The sequence below is a fragment of the Bacillus cereus group sp. N8 genome, assembly GCF_016483685.1.
GTDB classification, from domain to species: Bacteria; Bacillota; Bacilli; order Bacillales; family Bacillaceae_G; genus Bacillus_A; species Bacillus_A proteolyticus.
Map to the genome: position 1 here is coordinate 284,064 of NZ_JAEHBK010000003.1, position 17,845 is coordinate 301,908.

Below are 17,845 nucleotides of genomic sequence, written 5' to 3' on the forward strand. Positions count from 1 at the left end.
CTACAGTAAACTTTCAAATGTGTCCTCAACGTTTCTCAAAAATTCAATAAGCCTTATCCTCCTTATACTAAAAAAAGCATTTCAAAAGCATATTAGCCACTTTTGAAATGCTTTCATGTTATTTCTTTCCGCCATCCTCAGTTACATACGCCCACTTAAAGCTATATTCTGGACTGATGTTGTGTTTCACAATGCCTTTTACATTCGGTTTCATTACATATGATCTTCCTGTTTGATATAAAGGTACTAATCCAGCATCTTCTTCAAGGAATAATTTTTCTGCTTTCCCTAACGCTTCCCAACGTTTCTTCGGATCAGACAGTAATTCATTACCTGCTTTTTGTACCATTTCATCGTATTTCGGGTTTGAATAACTCATTTGGTTATATGGGCTCTTCGATTCAAACATATCAATAAATGTCATTGGATCCGCATAATCTGGGCTCCAGCCTGCATAAGAGATTTCATAATCTTGCGCTGACTCTAATTTTAATTTTTGTTTGAACGGCTGAATTTTCGTATTAATCGTTACACCTTTTAAATTTTTCTCAATTTGATCTTTAACATAATCAGCAATCTTTTTCGCAGTTCCATCATCATAGCTTAGTAATTCAATTGTAACTTGATCTGTTCCAAGCTCCTTTTTCGCTTCTTCCCATGCAGCTGCTGCTTTTTTTGTATCTTGTTTCAGACCATTTTTAAACGTGTCTTGGTAATCTTTACCGTCAGGTCCTGTCGCAAGCCCTTTTGGCACCAATTGATCTGTTGCTTTTGATCCATTATTTAAAATAACATTTGCTAAACCTTTTTTATCAACTGATAATGCAATTGCTTCACGAAGTTTTTTACTCTTTAACGGTGTATCTTGTCCGTTACGCTTTTGATTTAAACGTAAGAAGAATGTACTTGATTCTGCATACTCACCGTATTCATCTTTATTCGATTTATATTTATCTACAAACTCTCCTGATAGTAGTGTGAAATCAATTGATCCTGTATCATATAAATTTACTTTCGTAGCAACTTCTTTTACTACACTATAATTAATTTCTTCTAATTTCACGGTCTTATTATCCCAATATTTATCATTTTTCTTCAACTGCCATCCTTGTTCATGTTTCCATGAAGACATAACGAATGGCCCGTTATACACCGTTGTATCTGCTTCTAAACCAAACTTATCTCCTTTTTCTTTTACAAACTTTTCATTTAATGGATAGTATGACGGGAATGCTAATAAATTTAAGAAGTACGGTACCGGTTTTTCTAATTCTACTTCTAGCGTGTAATCATCTACCGCCTTCGCTCCTAATTCAGTTACAGGTTTTTCTCCTTTATTAATCGCTTCTGCATTTTTTATATAGTAAGCAATAAATGCATATTCCGCCGCTGTGGTTTTATCAAGTAAGCGCTGCCATCCGTATACAAAATCTTTCGCTGTTACAGGATCTCCATTTGACCATTTCGCATCTTTACGCAGTTTAAACGTATATTTTTTACCATCTTCGCTTTTCGTACTTGATTCTGCAGCAGCCGGAATAGGCTTATTATCTTTATCAAGGCGATATAATCCTTCCATTGTGTTCCCTAAAATTTGTGCCCCTAACGTATCAGTAGATTTAGAAGTGTCCATCGTCGGAATTTCTTGGTTTTCCGTACGATTTAATACTTGCTTCGCTGCATATTTAATATCAGATTTTTTTTCTTCCCCACTATTAGATGTAGTAGTCGTTTTCTTCTCCCCACCTGATCCAGAGCATGCTGTCAATGCAACACTCATTGCTAAAACTGGTACTACAACCGCTGTTAACTTTTTCATCTTTTTTCTCTTCATTTTTATACCCTCCCTAATTATATGTACATTACCAACCCTTGAGAGACCCCTTGTTAATGATTTACTTTTCAGAAAATTATAACTAATGTTATTCTACTCTTTTTTTCACATTTGTAAATAGTTTTATTTTAAATATTCTGATTTTTATCTTCATAAATTAGTATGATTTATCCCCCATCTACTATATGTACGTACTATACGCCTTATTCTTCTCTATTTAACTGAACTAAAAAAAGCATTTTAAAGTAGCTAAGCTACTTTAAAATGCTTTTTTAACTCTATTATTTTTCAGTCACGTATGCCCACTTAAAGCTAAATTCTGGACTGATATTATGTTTTACTACACCTTTTACATTTGGTTGTAAAACATAAGAATCTCCACGTTGATATAAAGGTACAATCGCTACATCTTCTTCAAGTAATGTTTTTTCAGCTTTTCCTAACTCTTCCCAACGTTTTTTCGCATCACCCATTAATTCAGTACCAGCTTTCTTCACCATTGTATCATATTTAGGATCTGAGAAGCTCATTTGGTTATGAGAATGCTTAGACTCAAACATATCTAAGAATGTCATTGGATCTGCATAATCTGGATTCCAACCACCGTATGAAATATCATATTGTTGCTCAGATTCTAATTTTAGTTTTTGCTTAAATGGTTGAAGTTTAATGTTAACTGTTACACCTTTTAAGTTTTTCTCAATTTGATCTTTTACATATTCTCCAACTTTTTTCGCATTACCAGTATCATAGTTTAAGAATTCAATTGTAACTTGATCTTTGCCAAGCTCTTTTTTCGCTTCTTCCCAAGCTGCTGCAGCTTTTTTAGCATCTGGTTTCAAGCCGTTTTTAAATGTTTCTTGGAAGTCTTTACCGTCTGGTCCAGTTGCTAATCCTTTTGGTACTAAGAAGTCAGCTTCTTTTGATCCATCATTTAAAATTACGTTTGCTAAATTCTTTTTATCAATTGATAGTGCAATTGCTTCACGCAATTTTTTGCTCTTTAATGGCGTGTCTTGTCCAGCACGTTTTTGGTTCATACGAATGAAGTACGTACTTACTTGCGAATATGTGCCAAATTCATCTTTCTTACTTCTATATTTGTCAACGAACTCTCCGTTTAATAAAGCGAAATCAACTTGTCCGCTATCATATAAATTGATAAGAGTTGCTGGCTCTTTAACAACACTGAAGTTAACTTCTTCAAGTTTTACAGTCTTTTTATCCCAATATTGATCATTTTTCTTTAATTGCCATCCTTGTTCATGCTTCCAATCTTTAAGAACGAACGGTCCATTATAAACTGTTGTATCAGACTCTAAACCGAACTTCTCCCCTTTTTCTTTTACGTATTTTTCATTTAATGGATAGTACGATGGGAATGCTACTAAGTTTAAGAAGTACGGTACTGCCTGCTCTAACTCAACTTCAAGTGTAAGGTCATCTATCGCCTTCACTCCTAGTTCAGCTACAGGTTTTTCTCCTTTATTAACTACTTCTGCATTTTTAATTGGGAAAGCGATAAATGCATACTCAGCAGCCGTTTTTGGATCTAATAGACGTTGCCAAGCATATACGAAATCTTTCGCCGTTACTGGATCACCATTTGACCATTTTGCATCTTTACGTAGTTTAAATGTATATTTTTTACCATCTTCACTTTTCGTACTAGATTCTGCAGCAGCTGGAATAGGCTTATTATCTTTATCAAGACGATATAATCCTTCCATTGTGTTCCCTAGCATTTGTGAAGATACTGTATCAGTTGATTTTGAAGAATCCATCGTTGGAATCTCTTGTGTTACTGTTCGATTTAAAACTTGTTTTGCCGCTAATTTTTCCCCTGACTTGCTATCTCCACTTGAGTTTGAGTTTGTGCTTGTCTTTTTATCTCCGCCTGATGTAGAACATGCTGTTAGTGCCATGCTCATTGCTAAAACCGGTACTACAACTGCCGTTAGTTTTTTCATTTTTTTCTTTTTCATTTTTTGTACCCTCCCTAATTCTAAACGATATCTATTTAAGAATTTTCTGATAATTCTGTTTTTCTTTATATATTTATCAGACGATTCTTACTACTTCTTATTCTACTAATTTTTTTAAATTTGTAAAGTATTATTATTAAAAATTTTTAAAAAATTATTTTCTTACAGTAATATTCATAAAAATTCCATATAATGTTCAAATTCTATTGCTCATTCATATAAATGTGCCATTTTAATAGTCTTTATTATATTTACACATTAAATATCTGTGAATTATTGTTAATAAATAATGTATATTTTTAGAAACTCTTTTCCTACAAAAATAAAAAAAGTCAGCAAAGCTGACTTTTTATCCGGCCATTTTCTCTCTTTTCATTTCCTCTACTACTTTCATATACTTCTCATCATCAAATTCATTTTCACTTTTTGCAACAACTACAGTCGCAATACCGTTACCAATTAAATTGACGATAGCACGTGCTTCTGACATGAAACGATCTACACCAAGTAAAAGTGCTAGCCCTTCTAACGGAATAACATTCATCGCAGATAAAGTAGATGCTAGTACAATAAATCCCCCGCCCGTTACTGCTGCTGCCCCTTTAGATGTAACTAACAAAATAGCTATTATAGTTAATTGTTGACCTAGTGAAAGATCGACGTGAAAGACTTGAGCTAAAAATATAGTAGCCATTGATAAATAAATCGTTGTTCCATCTAAGTTAAAAGAATAGCCTGTTGGAATGACTAAACCTACTACCGGCTTCGAACACCCGAAGTCTTCCATCTTTGTCATCATTCGCGGCAGTACTGATTCTGATGATGATGTCCCCAGAACAATAAGTAATTCTTCTTTAATATGCACTAAATATTTCCACAAACTAAATTTATACAGTTTACAAATAAAATTTAAAACAACAAAAACAAATAATGCCATTGTCGCATATACACAAATCATTAATTTACCAAGTGGAATAAGTGTACTTAAACCATATTTACCAATTGTAAACGCCATTCCACCGAATGCTCCAACCGGTGCTAATTTCATTACAATTGATAAAATGTTAAAAAATACTTTCGATAATCTTTCAAAAAAGTCAATAACAGGTTGTCCATTTTTCCCTAACATCGTTAACCCTGCACCAAATAAAATGGAGAAGAATAACACTTGTAATATATCACCTTTTGCAAATGCCTCAAACATATTAGAAGGCACGATATGTAAAAAGAAGTCCATCCATTGCATTTCTTGCCCGCTTTGTACATATTGTGAAACATCACCACCCTTTAACTTTGAAGGATCTAATCCATCTCCAGGACGTACGACATTCGCTACGATAATACCAATGACAAGAGCAAAAGTTGTAACAATCTCAAAATATAATAACGCTTTCCCACCAACGCGTCCTACCTTTTTCATACTTCCCATACTTGTAATACCAAGCACAATTGTTAAAAAGATAATTGGTGCAATGACCATTTTTATCATATTAATGAACGTCTCACCAATTGGCTTCATTTCTTGTCCAACACTAGGCCAAATCGCTCCTACTGCAATACCACAAATAATTGCCACAATAACTTGGAATGTTAAATTCTTTACAATTTTCATTTTCAATACTCCCCTGTTTCTTTCATTTCCCCCATACTATTTCTACCGATGACAATCATTTATTTTATGTGATAGCCCCCTTGCTATTTAACTTGAACCCCTGTTATTATGTTACACTATTATGTATAATTTTTAAATAGTATATAACAATTAAATATAAAAGATATACTATTAAACAAAAAAAGCAGATATAAGATCTGCTTTAATTTTCCTCAATTTGTTTCTCACTTAATCCAAGATGTGTTCTGAGTGTATTACTCAAATTTTGTAAGTCTTTTTTATTAGGATTATAATAATATACCCGTTGCCCATTTGGGCCATTTGGTAAATATAAATCATCGCCATTTAGCTGAATCTTCTCAACTGAGCAATCTAAACCATATTTATAAAAAGATAAAATATCATCCAGTGCTAAATTTGTTTTAAAATCACCCTCAACGGCCTCAACCATTTTCTCAACTTTTGTAATAGACCCTACATTTTTTAATTTACTTAAAATCGCCTCAATAACAAGTTGTTGGCGCTGTCCTCTCATTGCATCGCTATCAATATGACGAGTTCTCGCCAAAGCAAGTGCTTCTTCCCCCGTTAATTTCTGAACCCCTTTTTTCAAGTGTATCGTATCAGGTTCATCTTTACTATTTTGTTCAGTAAATTCAACCGGGACATCTACCTCAACACCATCGAGCCCATCAACAATTTTAATAAATGACCCAAAATTAAATTTCACAAAATAATCTACCGGTACTTGCAGTAACTTCTCTACTGCCTCAACGGAAGCTTGTGGCCCTCCATCTTTTCCGTTTTTAACGAAACCACTTCCATATGCGTGTGTTATTTTATCTTTTTTCTTTTCGATTGGAACATATGTATAAGTATCTCTTGGTATACTGATTAATTTCACTGTCTTATCTTCTTTATTAAACGTAGCTAACAATAATGCATCCGTATGAAATGCACCATTATAGCCCTTTTGCCGTTCTTGATTTTCATCAATTCCCATAATTAACATTGATACGTTGTGTGTAATTGGCTTTACAGCTTTCTCACGTAAATTTGATTTTTCACCACGCGATAAGTTCAAATTAGATTTTTGTACGAGATTAGAAGTTTTCATATATACATAAGCACCGTACCCAACTCCGCCAAATAGTAATACTCCTAACAATACACTTATTATCATTGTCTTTTTATATTTTCGTTTATTTTTCTTTTCTCTTGAAGAAGAGTTATTCTCCATATAGTTACCCCCTTTTTATTCAGATAAAATGTTTTTCATTTTTTCATAATTAGCGCTATCCTTTTGAAATGCAGTCTCTTTCAATCCTTTGTTTATTTGTATCCATTCAGTCGTAATCGAATATTGAATCATACCTTCGTGGAAACTAAGGAATTTTAGCATAATCCCTGTATTTTTCTCTACAACCATTTCAAATTTCCCTCTTAAATCTTCAGATGTACTTACAGGCATTTCTATATTTATTGTTCCTTCTATTTTGTAGCAATCAAGTCCAAGATACTTCGTTTCTTTATAATTCCAATCTTTATATCGAATTAATAGATCAGCAAATTCTGATTGAATACTATACTTCGTGAATCCTACATATTCATCATCATATCTTTTTTTCTCGCCTGATTTTCTCAATAACCTTTCCGTAGGATTTAATTTTAATAGTTCATTGTTTCTTTCTTTAGGGCCCCATTTCGTCTCTTTATATGTGTAATTCTCATCATCAAATTCTTTTTTCGTGCCCTCATTATATATAATTGTTCGTTTTTTCGTTAGTTTATCTTCTTTCGAAGAAGTACCTCTTTGTTTCTCCGTATCAATCGCATACTTATATGTTGTAGCAATTCTTGATGAGCTAGAATATTCCTCAAATTGTCCTGAAATATTTTTAAAATGATCAATGGAATCTAGCATCTTTTGATGAATCTTTTCTTTATCTGGATAATTTACGTTCAATTTTATTTCTTCTTCATTTTCATAATCTGAAAACGCCTTTTTCTTTACATATTCAAATACTCCGCCGTTTTGAGCAAAAATTTGATCAGAAAACTCCGACATAGACACAATTGAAAGTGCTAGAACAGCAGCACTCATAACCATCATATAAACTCTGTAACCTTTCTTTTTTACTGGAAGATTATGTATTGCATCATTTATCTTTTCATTTAATTCTGGCGGTACTATAATATTCTCATCTTTTATTCTCTTTTTTAATTTCTCATCAAATAATTTTTCATTATCCATCCTATACACCCCCTATTCCATCTTTAATCGTTTTTGCAGTTGTTCTCTCGCACGTGACAATCTCGATTTCACTGTTCCTTTTGGTATTTCTAAAAGCTTCGCAATACTATCTTGATTCATATCCTCATAGTAATAAAGCACCGTAACAGCTCTTAATTCTTCATGTAACGATTGAATCGCATTACACAAATCTATATCTTCATACTGATCACATGCACCCATATTGTAATCATTCTCTTCTGTCACAATTACCTTTTTATACGACCTGATAATATTGTTACACTCGTTCATTAGAATTCGAATTAACCAAGTTTGAAAAAACTCTTCTTTTTTTAATTTTTTTATATTTTCATAGGCCTTTAAAATTGTCGTCTGTATCGCATCCTCTATATTTGTTTCATCACGTAACATAGCCTTTGCAATACGATACATCTTCAATTTCTCTGTATGTATAAGGACCATAAACGCTTCATGATCACCTTTTTTCGCTAAGGAAACATCTGTTTCTTCTTTTACAATCATTTTATATAAAGGGATTACTTTCACAATTGCTCCTCCTGTTTCATCCTCACTTCAAATTTAACTTTACATGTATTAGACGGTTGAGCCTAGAAAAAGGTTCATTTTTTCGAATATTTCCATAAAAAAAGGTAAACATTCTTCATGTTTACCTTTACTCAGATGTAATCCTAAGGAAATATCCCTCTGGATCCAGAACCTTAAATCCCCTCATCTCCCATGGATAAGTTTGAATCTCTTCTTGTATTGTGCATCGCTTCTCTTTACAACGTTCATATACGTCTTCAATTCGGTCGACAACAATAATTAGCTCAAAGCCATTCCCCTTCATTTCTTTTCGATTGTAAAAATAGTGATTTGCATTCAATGTTGAATCATTAGCTAATAATAGAGAAAACTGATCGTGATTAAATCGTGCTGCATTCATACTTCTTTTATACAACTTTAAACCAAATATTTCTTCATAAAACAATAATGACTTTTCAATATCATGTACATTTAGCTGAACCCGGAATAAATGATCCACTAGTTTCCTCCTCATCAAAAAAGCCCACTCATATAGTGGACTTTCTACTCTATAACGGTAAATCTCTCTTCCTAAACACTACAATTGCTAATATGAAGATACAAAGCGCTCCAACAGTTAAGCCTATACTTACCGGCCATATATTATATGTTCCTTCAGCAATTTCTTTCGGACGAAACAGCGTAAATAATGATAGATTTTTCATCCACTCTAACTTATCGCTTAATTTACCTACCATATCTAATACGAAAAATAAGATAGTTAAACTTGCTGAATAACTTAGTGCTTTTCTTTCATCATTACATATACAAGAAAAGAAAAATGAATAAGCACTAACGACTAAAAATATTAGCCCTCCAACTACGTTTATCTTCAAAAATAATTCTTTATTTAAGTTATTATCTTTTAAAAACCATTCTGCACCTAATATACCCGCTACATAAGTGACAATTACAATGATTAGTAACCCCAATATGAGAACAGTAGCTTGCGTGATTGCAATTTTCACTCTAGATACAGGTGTTGCTAGCAAGTATGCCATTGCGCCTTTATCTACATGACGAGCAATTAAATGCGTTGCAACCGTGACACAAAAAATTGTTAAAATGATAATAAACAATAGGCTATAATATTCACCAGCTAAAAAATCCATTACATTTTGAATTGGACTTTCCATGCCAACAATTTTTTTCACACTATCAGGCATGGCACTTATTAATTCATTTAACCCTTTCGCTGAAACCATCGATGGGAATATCCAAATTAATAACCATAAATAAAGAGCTGCACCAGTAGCATAACTCAAAATACTTTTTTGCGTTTCTTTCAAACTAGCTAAAAATAGTTGCTTATTCATGCTTTACCCCTTCTTTCTTATCGTAATAATGCATAAATAAATGTTCTAAATCCGTCGCTCTCGTTTGTAGTGCAGTTACATTGTAGTTTGAAAGTATTTGTAAAACAGTTTGATAATTTCCTTGCACAATAATTGACGCCTCTCTACCTTTCACTCCTTCAAATTGCAAATCACATTGTTTAAGAGACTCTATTTCTTCTTGAGATGATACTGTTACATCTATTACTTGTCTTCGCATTCCTTGTAAATCATGAATATCTTCTACCGTTACAAGACGTCCATCTTTAATAATAGCTACTCTGTCACAAGTTCTCTCAATTTCAGTGAAAATATGCGATGACATAAGAATCGTTTTCCCTCTTTGTTTTTCCTCTAATATTAAATCTATAAACACTTGTTGCATAAGTGGATCGAGTCCTGATGTCGGTTCATCTAAAATTAGTACTTCTGGATCATGCATAAATGCAGCAACAATCCCTACTTTTTGTTTCATTCCTTTAGACATTTTTCGAATTGGTGTTTTCACATCGAATTGCAGACGCTCTATCAAGTCATCACGTCTCTTCGTTTCCTTCAGCCCACGCATTCCTTGCATCAAACTTAAAAACTCTAATCCATTCATTCCTTCAATAAAAGAAATTTCTCCTGGTAAATAGCCAACTTCTCTTTGAATTTTCGCAGCATCTTCCCAACAATCTAATCCGAAAATTGTCGCTTTACCAGCTGTCGGTTTTATAAATCCCATTAAATTACGAATTGTTGTTGATTTCCCTGCACCATTTGGTCCTAAGTAGCCAAAAACTTCCCCTTCTTTCACTTCAAATGTAATATCAAACAAGCCTTTCCCATTTGAAAACTGTGTTGTGACATTTTGAACTGAAATCATAAGCCCACCTCATTTTTTGAAATATTTAATGTGTGATATTTCAAAATTATTGTACTCCTCATCTTTCATATTCGCAACAACTTTTTGAAATATTTATATGTCCATATTTCAAAAATATTGTTTTCAATTATTTTTTCTTGTATATTTTAAATGAGGTGATTGCTTTGAACGGCTTTGAAAAAGTGAAAGAAAAGAAAAAACGTGCCATTAAAGATGCGGCCTTTAAATTATTTTCAGAACGTGGATTTAATGAAGTGAAAATAGAACATATTGCAAAAAAAGCAAACGTTTCTCAAGTTACAATTTATAATCATTTTGGAAGTAAAGATGCGTTATTTAGGGAGCTTATACAAGAATTTATAATATCTGAATTTCAATATTATAAAGATTTTGCAGAAGAAAATTTACCTTTTCATGATATGATGCAAAAAATGATTGTAAGAAAAATGAATACTGGCGGGTTATTTCAGCCTGATATGTTACTACAAATGATGCAAAGAGACGAAGCGCTCAGAGAATTTATTTATAGTTATCAAAACGAAAAAATCCTGCCTTGGTATTTAGAAATATTAGAACAAGCACAGCAAAAAAATGAAATTAATCCACACCTTTCAAAAGAAATGATGTTACTTTACATTCAAATGTTCACTAAGTTAGGCGATGATTTCGGGGCACAACTTCTTGAAGGAGATCGAGAAAAACATATACAAGATATAGTCACTATGTTTTTTTACGGTCTTTCTGTTCCACAAAAATAAAAAAGACACGAAATTCGTGTCTTTTTTACTTTACCGAAATGACTCTACCCGTTTCACTACTTTCAATAGCTAATTGAATCACTTTAATAACATCTAAACCTTCTTCTGCTGTTACAGGTAGTTTCTCACCATTTACAATACTATCTCTTACACCTTTATAATACATTTCATAACAGCCGACTTCTGTCGGCATACGTACTAATTCTTCTTCTGTTTCTATAGTAGCAAAATTCTCTTCAGAGTCTGCTCCATAACCGTTATCGCCTGGCTTCATTCCATTTTTTAATTGTTCTTCCTGTGAATCCATACCATACTTCACGATAGAACCTTTATCTCCATGCAGTGTAAAATGTGGACCTGCTTGCTTTACGTAACTGCTACTATGTAAAATGACACGCTTTACTCCGTAGTGAAGTACAACATGGAAGTAGTCATCAATTTCTGCACCTGGTCGTTGCTTTATTACATCAGCATGTATCGCATCTGGTTTCCCAAATAATGATAATGCTTGATCAATTAAATGTGAGCCTAAGTCATATAAAATTCCCGATCCCGGTAAATTCTTTTCTCTCCAGCGATCACGTACATGTGGGCGGAAACGATCGAAATGCGCTTCATATGCGTATACATTCCCTATTCTTTTTTCTTCTAACAATTTCTTTATCGTTAAGAAATCATTATCAAAACGGCGATTGTGATACACACTTAAAACGACATTATGTTGCTTCGCTAATGAAATAAGTTCTTCTCCTTCTTCAATTGAAACAACGAATGGTTTTTCCACAACAACATGCTTACCATGTACAATCGCTTCTTTTACATATGGAAAATGAGTTGTATTCGGTGAAGTAATAACTACTAAGTCAATATCAGCACGATTTACTAATTCCTCAATTGTGCCAATAACTTCAGCATTTGGTAATGCTTGTTTCACTACTTCTTCTTTTGATGATAAGATAGCACGAATATCATATTCTTCTATCGTTTGTAATAACGGGATGTGAAATGTTGTACTAGAAAATCCAAATCCTACAATCCCTACACCTATTTTTTTCATGTTGCCCCTCCATTTATCCCGCTACTTGCGGGCAGTAAGACCCCTACCTCAAAATTCAGCGAAAGCACAGAAGTTAGGTGAGGGATCAATTGCTCGTAAAAGCCCGATTGGTGAAGACTAATATTCAATGGGAGATGAAGAAAACCCCCACTGATTAAAGTTTCACTTTATGAGAACGATTTCATTCCACTATTATAACAAGATTATTTTTATACGCATAATGATTTGCTTATAAAAAAGCATCTTGCTACTATTCATAGCAAGATGCTTCCTTTATTCCGGTCTTTTCTTCGTCCACGTTTCTACAACTTCACCAGTATCATTAACATCTAATACTAAACTACCGTTACTATACCGGTCTTTATTTCGATACGCTTTCGGATCAATTTCTTCTACAATGTGTTTCTCTGTCTTCATGTAAATTAGTTCATCGTCTCGCACAATTTCAATACCGACAATGCGGTACGGATTACGCTTTAACTCTTTGAAAATAACAAGACCTCGCTTCGCCCTCGTTGATTTCTCAATCTCTGATGCTTTTAGACGTTTTACAGCACCTCGCTGCGTCACGAGAATAAGTTGATCTTTCTCACCATTTAACGGTTTACCAGAAGCGACATAATCATCTTCTTTTAAATTAATTGCTTTTACACCAGCGGCCCTTACACCAACTGGACTTACTTCATCTTCATGGAAAATAAGTGCATATGCACCATGAGTTGCAAGAACAATATCACTCGTTCCATCTGTCGCAAATATATCAACAACTTCATCTTCTTTTTTCAAGTTTACAGCGACGAACGCTCTTGAATAGCGCTGTACTTTATATTGGTTTAATTCGGTTTTCTTAATCATACCGTTTCGTGTAACAAATACGATAAATCGTTTTTCTTCTTCAAAATTCGGTACGACGGTCGCCCAGATAATCATTTCATCCCGCTCGAGTGAAACGAGATTCGCAACGTGTTGACCTAAATCTTTCCAACGAATTTCTGGCATTTCATATACAGGAAGATAAATATAATTTCCTTTGTTCGTAAATAAAAGAACGGTTTCTGTCGTGTTTGTATCGAAACGCTCAAGTAAGATGTCACCCTCTTTCATACCGAAGTCTTTCCCGTTCGATGCATTATGTGAACGCCAGCCTGTTCGTTTCACATATCCTTCTTTCGTTACAGTAACGATGACATCTTCTTGCGGAATCATAACTTCCACATCAATTTTAATTTCCTCAATTTGTTCTTCAATAATAGCACGGCGATCATCACTATATGTTTTCTTTACTCTCTTCAAATCTGTTTTAATAACTTGAAGTAGTCTTTTTTCACTTTGTAAAATCGACTGTAACTCTATAATTTTCTTATTAAGCTCATTTGCTTCTTGTTCTAGCGCCGTAATATCTGTATTCGTTAAACGATATAGTTGCAACGATACGATTGCTTCTGACTGTGCTTCTGTAAATCCAAATTTCGCACTTAAATTATCTTTCGCATTACGCTTATCTTTAGAAGTACGGATCGTTTCAATCACTTCATCTAAAATCGATAATGCTTTCTTTAAACCTTCTACAATATGCTGACGATTTTCTGCTTTTCTTAATTCATATTGTGAGCGTCTTGTAACAACTTCTTTCTGATGCCCAATATATGCATCCAAAATCTTAGTTAATGTCATAAGTGTCGGACGACGATTATTTATCGCTACCATATTAAAGTTGTATGGAATTTGCAAATCTGTATTTTTATATAAATAATTTAAAATACCTTCAGCATTTACTTCTTTTTTTAATTCTACAACGATGCGAAGACCTGTACGATCTGTCTCATCACGCACTTCAGCAATTCCATCTAGCTTTTTGTCTAGACGTAATTCATCCATTTTCTTAACAAGGTTCGCTTTATTTACTTCATACGGAATTTCTGTAATAACGATTTGTTGCTTCCCACCACGAATCGTTTCAACTTCTGCTTTTCCGCGAATAATAATTTTACCTTTCCCTGTTTCGTACGCTTTTTTAATACCATCAATCCCTTGAATAATACCACCTGTTGGGAAATCTGGTCCTTTAATAACTGTTAATAAATCATCAACAGTACTATCCGGCTTATCAATACGCATCATCGTCGCATCAATTACTTCTCCAAGGTGATGCGGAGGAATTTCTGTTGCATAACCAGCTGAAATCCCTGTCGATCCGTTCACTAATAAGTTTGGGAACATTGCCGGTAATACAACTGGTTCTTCACTCGTATCATCGAAGTTTGACACAAATTCTACTGTTTCTTTATCAAGATCACGTAATAACTCAGATGCGATTGGTGATAAACGTGCTTCTGTATAACGCATTGCCGCTGCTGGATCGCCATCAACACTACCATTATTACCATGCATTTCAACTAAAACATTACGTACTTTCCAAGTTTGACTTAAACGTACCATCGCCTCATATACAGAGGAATCACCGTGTGGATGGTAGTTACCAATAACATTACCTACTGTTTTAGCTGATTTACGAAACGCTTTATCATGTACATTTCCTTCTACATACATAGAATATAAAATACGTCTTTGTACCGGTTTTAAACCGTCACGCGCATCTGGAAGCGCGCGATCTTGAATAATATATTTACTATAACGTGCAAAGCGATCACCTAACACGTCTTCAAGCGGGAGGTCATGAAACTTCTCTGCTTGCATGTTATTCCACCTCCGTCTCCATAATCATTTCATTTTCTAAAATATTTCCCTCTTCTTGCATACCAAATTGTACATTTCGTTCGATCCATTTACGGCGAGGTTCTACTTTATCACCCATCAATGTCGTAACTCGACGCTCAGCTCTTGATGCATCGTCAATTTTCACACGAATTAACGTACGTGTTTCAGGATTCATCGTTGTCTCCCATAATTGGTCGGCATTCATTTCACCAAGTCCTTTATAGCGCTGTAACATATAGCCTTTACCGACCTTTTTTGTTACACCATCTAATTCTTCATCAGACCATGCATATTCGATTACTTCACTTTTCCCTTTTCCCTTACTTACTTTATATAAAGGTGGAAGTGCGATAAATACTTTACCAGCTTCAATAAGTGGTTTCATATAGCGGTAGAAGAACGTCAGTAGTAACACTTGAATATGTGCTCCATCCGTATCCGCATCGGTCATAATAACAACTTTATCGTAGTTAATATCTTCAACAGCGAACTCATTCCCTACGCCACCGCCAATTGCGTATATAATCGTATTAATCTCTTCATTCTTAAAAATATCAGCAAGCTTTGCTTTTTCCGTGTTAATTACTTTACCACGTAATGGCAATACAGCTTGAAAACGGCGATCTCGCCCTTGTTTCGCAGAACCACCGGCAGAGTCACCCTCTACTAAATATAATTCATTTTTCTGCGGATTACGCGATTGCGCAGGGGTTAACTTTCCGCTTAAAGTACCTTCTGATTTTTTCTTCTTCTTACCAGTACGCGCTTCTTCTCTCGCTTTACGAGCAGCCTCACGTGCCTGCGCTGCTTTAACTGCCTTTCTCACAAGAAGTGTAGCAACATCCGGGTTTTCTTCTAAAAAGTAAGCTAAATGCTCAGATACAATTGCATCAATTGAAGAACGAGCTTCACTTGTACCTAGTTTCCCTTTCGTTTGCCCTTCAAACTGAAGTACTTCTTCTGGCACACGTACAGAAACGATAGCCGCTACACCTTCACGAATATCTGTACCCTCTAAATTTTTGTCTTTTTCTTTTAATAGTGAAACTTTACGAGCATACTCATTGAACACACGTGTCATTGCTGTTTTAAATCCAGCTTCGTGTGTTCCCCCGTCTTTTGTACGTACGTTATTTACAAACGAAAGAATGTTTTCTGAATAGCCATCATTAAACTGGAATGCTAACTCTGCTTCAATTCCGTTTTGTTCACCAGTGAAGTATACAACTGGATGAATCGAATCTTTCTCTTCGTTTAAGTATGAAACGAAAGCTTCAATTCCTGTTTCATAATGAAATACATCTTCTAAATCATTACGTTCATCTTTTATCGAGATTTTCATTCCTTTTAATAAGAATGCAGATTCACGTAATCTCTCACATAACGTTTCATAATTGTAATTTGTTGTACTGAAAATCGTTGTATCTGGTTTGAAGTGCATTGTCGTACCAGACTCTTTCGTTTTCCCAATTTTCTCTAACGTCGTTGCAGGAATACCACCATTTTCAAAGCGTTGTTCATAAATGCTTCCGTCACGTTTAATCGTTACTACTAACCATTCTGACAAGGCATTTACAACTGATGCCCCAACACCGTGTAAACCACCACTTGTTTTATAGCCACCTTGACCAAACTTACCACCAGCATGAAGTACAGTTAAAATAACTTCAGGTGTTGGTTTCCCAAGTTTATGCATTCCCGTAGGCATTCCTCGCCCTTTATCAATAACACTAATACTATTATCTTTATGTATTACGACAGAAATTTCGTCGCCAAATCCCGCTAACGCTTCGTCAACGGAGTTATCTACTATTTCATATACTAAATGATGCAATCCACGGCTATCCGTACTCCCGATATACATACCCGGGCGTTTTCGAACGGCTTCAAGTCCTTCTAACACTTGAATTGCATCTTCATTGTATTGGAACTGATGCTTCGCCAAACTCCTTGCCCCTTTCCTAATCAAATCAGAACATATGTTTCTATTATAGAATAACGCCTCGACTATAGTTTTGGCAAGTTATCTTATCTCTTTTATATACCATTTTCAATAGAAAAATCCTTGTTTTTTCACAAGGATTCCTCTAGGCTACTATTTCAGAAAAATAATCGTTTGTCAACGAGAAATGGATATGTATTCCAAGATTATACATTCCAAACCTTTATCATGATCCAAATGATCAATATCCAAAACGGGATAACAAGTAACAATCCCCAAAAACAGCCTTTAAAAAATCTCATGATGAACACCTCGTTCATCTACCCCATCATATATAAGGGGCGAAATTAACATTTCCGTTAACAAAACATAAACTACTTTGTCATCGCATGCTCTACTTTAATACAACGATCCATTATTACAGTATAGCCTTTTTCTTGTAAAAGTTTATATGTACCTTCATCTTGTACTCCTAATTGTGCCCAAAAAACATCTGCATCAATCTCTACAAACTCTTTCGCAACATCCATTAAAAATTCTGAACGGCGGAATACGTTTACGATATCCACATGTTCTTTAATATCCTTTAGTGAAGGAACTGCCTTTTCTCCAAGTACTTCATCAACTGTTGGATTTACCGGTATAATGCGGTACCCCGCATCTTGCATTGCTTTTGAAACCATATACGATGTACGTTCTGGCTTATCTGATAATCCAACAACTGCAATCGTTTTGCTTTTCTTCAATACTTCACCAATTTCCGTACGGGTTGGGTTTTCAATTATCATAATTAATCCCTCCTATTCCCTTAGTATATCCGATAAAGAAAGTCTCTTTCAACATGAAAGAGACTTTCTTTTATCCATTATTTGCGGATAACCTTACTAATTAATGTTTC

At 34.4% G+C, this 17,845-nt stretch carries 14 protein-coding genes; 1 reads left to right on the forward strand and 13 read right to left on the reverse strand.

Annotated elements, in window-relative coordinates:
- Positions 1 to 118 precede the first annotated feature (118 nt).
- The 9 genes from JDS80_RS07810 to JDS80_RS07850 form a co-directional block, all read right to left on the reverse strand.
- Complete coding sequence (locus JDS80_RS07810; RefSeq protein ID WP_199637933.1) at positions 119 to 1,834, reverse strand: peptide ABC transporter substrate-binding protein; 1,716 nt, start codon at positions 1,832 to 1,834, stop codon at positions 119 to 121.
- 281 nt (positions 1,835 to 2,115) lie between these two features.
- Positions 2,116 to 3,819, reverse strand: coding sequence for a peptide ABC transporter substrate-binding protein (locus tag JDS80_RS07815; RefSeq protein WP_199637934.1), 1,704 nt, complete (start codon positions 3,817 to 3,819; stop codon positions 2,116 to 2,118).
- Between the two features lie 349 nt (positions 3,820 to 4,168).
- Positions 4,169 to 5,431, reverse strand: a complete 1,263-nt coding sequence (locus JDS80_RS07820; RefSeq protein WP_199637935.1) for a dicarboxylate/amino acid:cation symporter — start codon at positions 5,429 to 5,431, stop codon at positions 4,169 to 4,171.
- Positions 5,432 to 5,633: 202 nt separating this feature from the next.
- On the reverse strand, positions 5,634 to 6,671 hold the full coding sequence (locus tag JDS80_RS07825; RefSeq protein WP_199637936.1) for an LCP family protein: 1,038 nt from the start codon (positions 6,669 to 6,671) through the stop codon (positions 5,634 to 5,636).
- Positions 6,672 to 6,686: 15 nt separating this feature from the next.
- A complete protein-coding gene (locus tag JDS80_RS07830; RefSeq protein ID WP_199637937.1) occupies positions 6,687 to 7,685 on the reverse strand; it encodes an anti-sigma factor in 999 nt (332 codons plus the stop codon).
- A 12-nt stretch (positions 7,686 to 7,697) separates the two neighbouring features.
- Positions 7,698 to 8,231 carry a sigma-70 family RNA polymerase sigma factor gene (locus JDS80_RS07835; RefSeq protein WP_071747653.1) on the reverse strand — a complete coding sequence of 178 codons (534 nt, stop codon included), beginning with the start codon at positions 8,229 to 8,231 and terminating at the stop codon, positions 7,698 to 7,700.
- Between the two features lie 127 nt (positions 8,232 to 8,358).
- Positions 8,359 to 8,730 (reverse strand): VOC family protein, encoded by a 372-nt coding sequence (locus tag JDS80_RS07840; RefSeq protein ID WP_199637939.1) that lies wholly within the window; start codon positions 8,728 to 8,730, stop codon positions 8,359 to 8,361.
- Positions 8,731 to 8,779: 49 nt separating this feature from the next.
- The gene (locus JDS80_RS07845) at positions 8,780 to 9,586 is read right to left on the reverse strand and encodes an ABC transporter permease subunit (RefSeq protein WP_071747655.1); all 807 of its coding nucleotides are present in this window, start codon (positions 9,584 to 9,586) and stop codon (positions 8,780 to 8,782) included.
- Positions 9,579 to 10,472: an ABC transporter ATP-binding protein gene (locus JDS80_RS07850; protein ID WP_199637941.1), complete on the reverse strand. Its 894-nt coding sequence runs from the start codon at positions 10,470 to 10,472 to the stop codon at positions 9,579 to 9,581. Before JDS80_RS07850 ends, JDS80_RS07845 begins: the two co-directional genes overlap by 8 nt.
- 164 nt (positions 10,473 to 10,636) lie before the next feature.
- Here JDS80_RS07850 and JDS80_RS07855 point away from each other — a divergent pair, with 164 nt between their 5' ends.
- Complete coding sequence (locus JDS80_RS07855) at positions 10,637 to 11,230, forward strand: TetR/AcrR family transcriptional regulator (RefSeq protein WP_199637943.1); 594 nt, start codon at positions 10,637 to 10,639, stop codon at positions 11,228 to 11,230.
- 25 nt (positions 11,231 to 11,255) lie between these two features.
- Here JDS80_RS07855 and JDS80_RS07860 read toward each other — a convergent pair whose 3' ends face one another.
- The 4 genes from JDS80_RS07860 to JDS80_RS07875 all read right to left on the reverse strand — a co-directional run bounded on the left by JDS80_RS07860 (position 11,256) and on the right by JDS80_RS07875 (position 17,735).
- The gene (locus JDS80_RS07860) at positions 11,256 to 12,287 is read right to left on the reverse strand and encodes an oxidoreductase (protein ID WP_071770735.1); all 1,032 of its coding nucleotides are present in this window, start codon (positions 12,285 to 12,287) and stop codon (positions 11,256 to 11,258) included.
- A 273-nt stretch (positions 12,288 to 12,560) separates the two neighbouring features.
- Entirely contained in the window at positions 12,561 to 14,984 is a 2,424-nt protein-coding gene (gene parC, locus JDS80_RS07865; protein WP_199637945.1) for a DNA topoisomerase IV subunit A, read from the reverse strand.
- Position 14,985: 1 nt separating this feature from the next.
- The gene (gene parE / locus JDS80_RS07870; protein ID WP_001062211.1) at positions 14,986 to 16,950 is read right to left on the reverse strand and encodes a DNA topoisomerase IV subunit B; all 1,965 of its coding nucleotides are present in this window, start codon (positions 16,948 to 16,950) and stop codon (positions 14,986 to 14,988) included.
- Positions 16,951 to 17,321: 371 nt separating this feature from the next.
- A complete protein-coding gene (locus JDS80_RS07875) occupies positions 17,322 to 17,735 on the reverse strand; it encodes a CoA-binding protein (RefSeq protein WP_098889672.1) in 414 nt (137 codons plus the stop codon).
- Positions 17,736 to 17,845 lie beyond the last annotated feature (110 nt).

What these genes read in the sequence shown, in the direction of transcription:
- JDS80_RS07810 (WP_199637933.1), bottom strand. Translation starts at nt 1,834, where the DNA reads ATGAAGAGAAAAAAGATGAAAAAGTTAACAGCGGTTGTAGTACCAGTT.
- JDS80_RS07815 (WP_199637934.1), bottom strand. Translation starts at nt 3,819, where the DNA reads ATGAAAAAGAAAAAAATGAAAAAACTAACGGCAGTTGTAGTACCGGTT.
- JDS80_RS07820 (WP_199637935.1), bottom strand. Translation starts at nt 5,431, where the DNA reads ATGAAAATTGTAAAGAATTTAACATTCCAAGTTATTGTGGCAATTATT.
- JDS80_RS07825 (WP_199637936.1), bottom strand. Translation starts at nt 6,671, where the DNA reads ATGGAGAATAACTCTTCTTCAAGAGAAAAGAAAAATAAACGAAAATAT.
- JDS80_RS07830 (WP_199637937.1), bottom strand. Translation starts at nt 7,685, where the DNA reads ATGGATAATGAAAAATTATTTGATGAGAAATTAAAAAAGAGAATAAAA.
- JDS80_RS07845 (WP_071747655.1), bottom strand. Translation starts at nt 9,586, where the DNA reads ATGAATAAGCAACTATTTTTAGCTAGTTTGAAAGAAACGCAAAAAAGT.
- JDS80_RS07850 (WP_199637941.1), bottom strand. Translation starts at nt 10,472, where the DNA reads ATGATTTCAGTTCAAAATGTCACAACACAGTTTTCAAATGGGAAAGGC.
- JDS80_RS07860 (WP_071770735.1), bottom strand. Translation starts at nt 12,287, where the DNA reads ATGAAAAAAATAGGTGTAGGGATTGTAGGATTTGGATTTTCTAGTACA.
- parC (WP_199637945.1), bottom strand. Translation starts at nt 14,984, where the DNA reads ATGCAAGCAGAGAAGTTTCATGACCTCCCGCTTGAAGACGTGTTAGGT.
- JDS80_RS07875 (WP_098889672.1), bottom strand. Translation starts at nt 17,735, where the DNA reads ATGATAATTGAAAACCCAACCCGTACGGAAATTGGTGAAGTATTGAAG.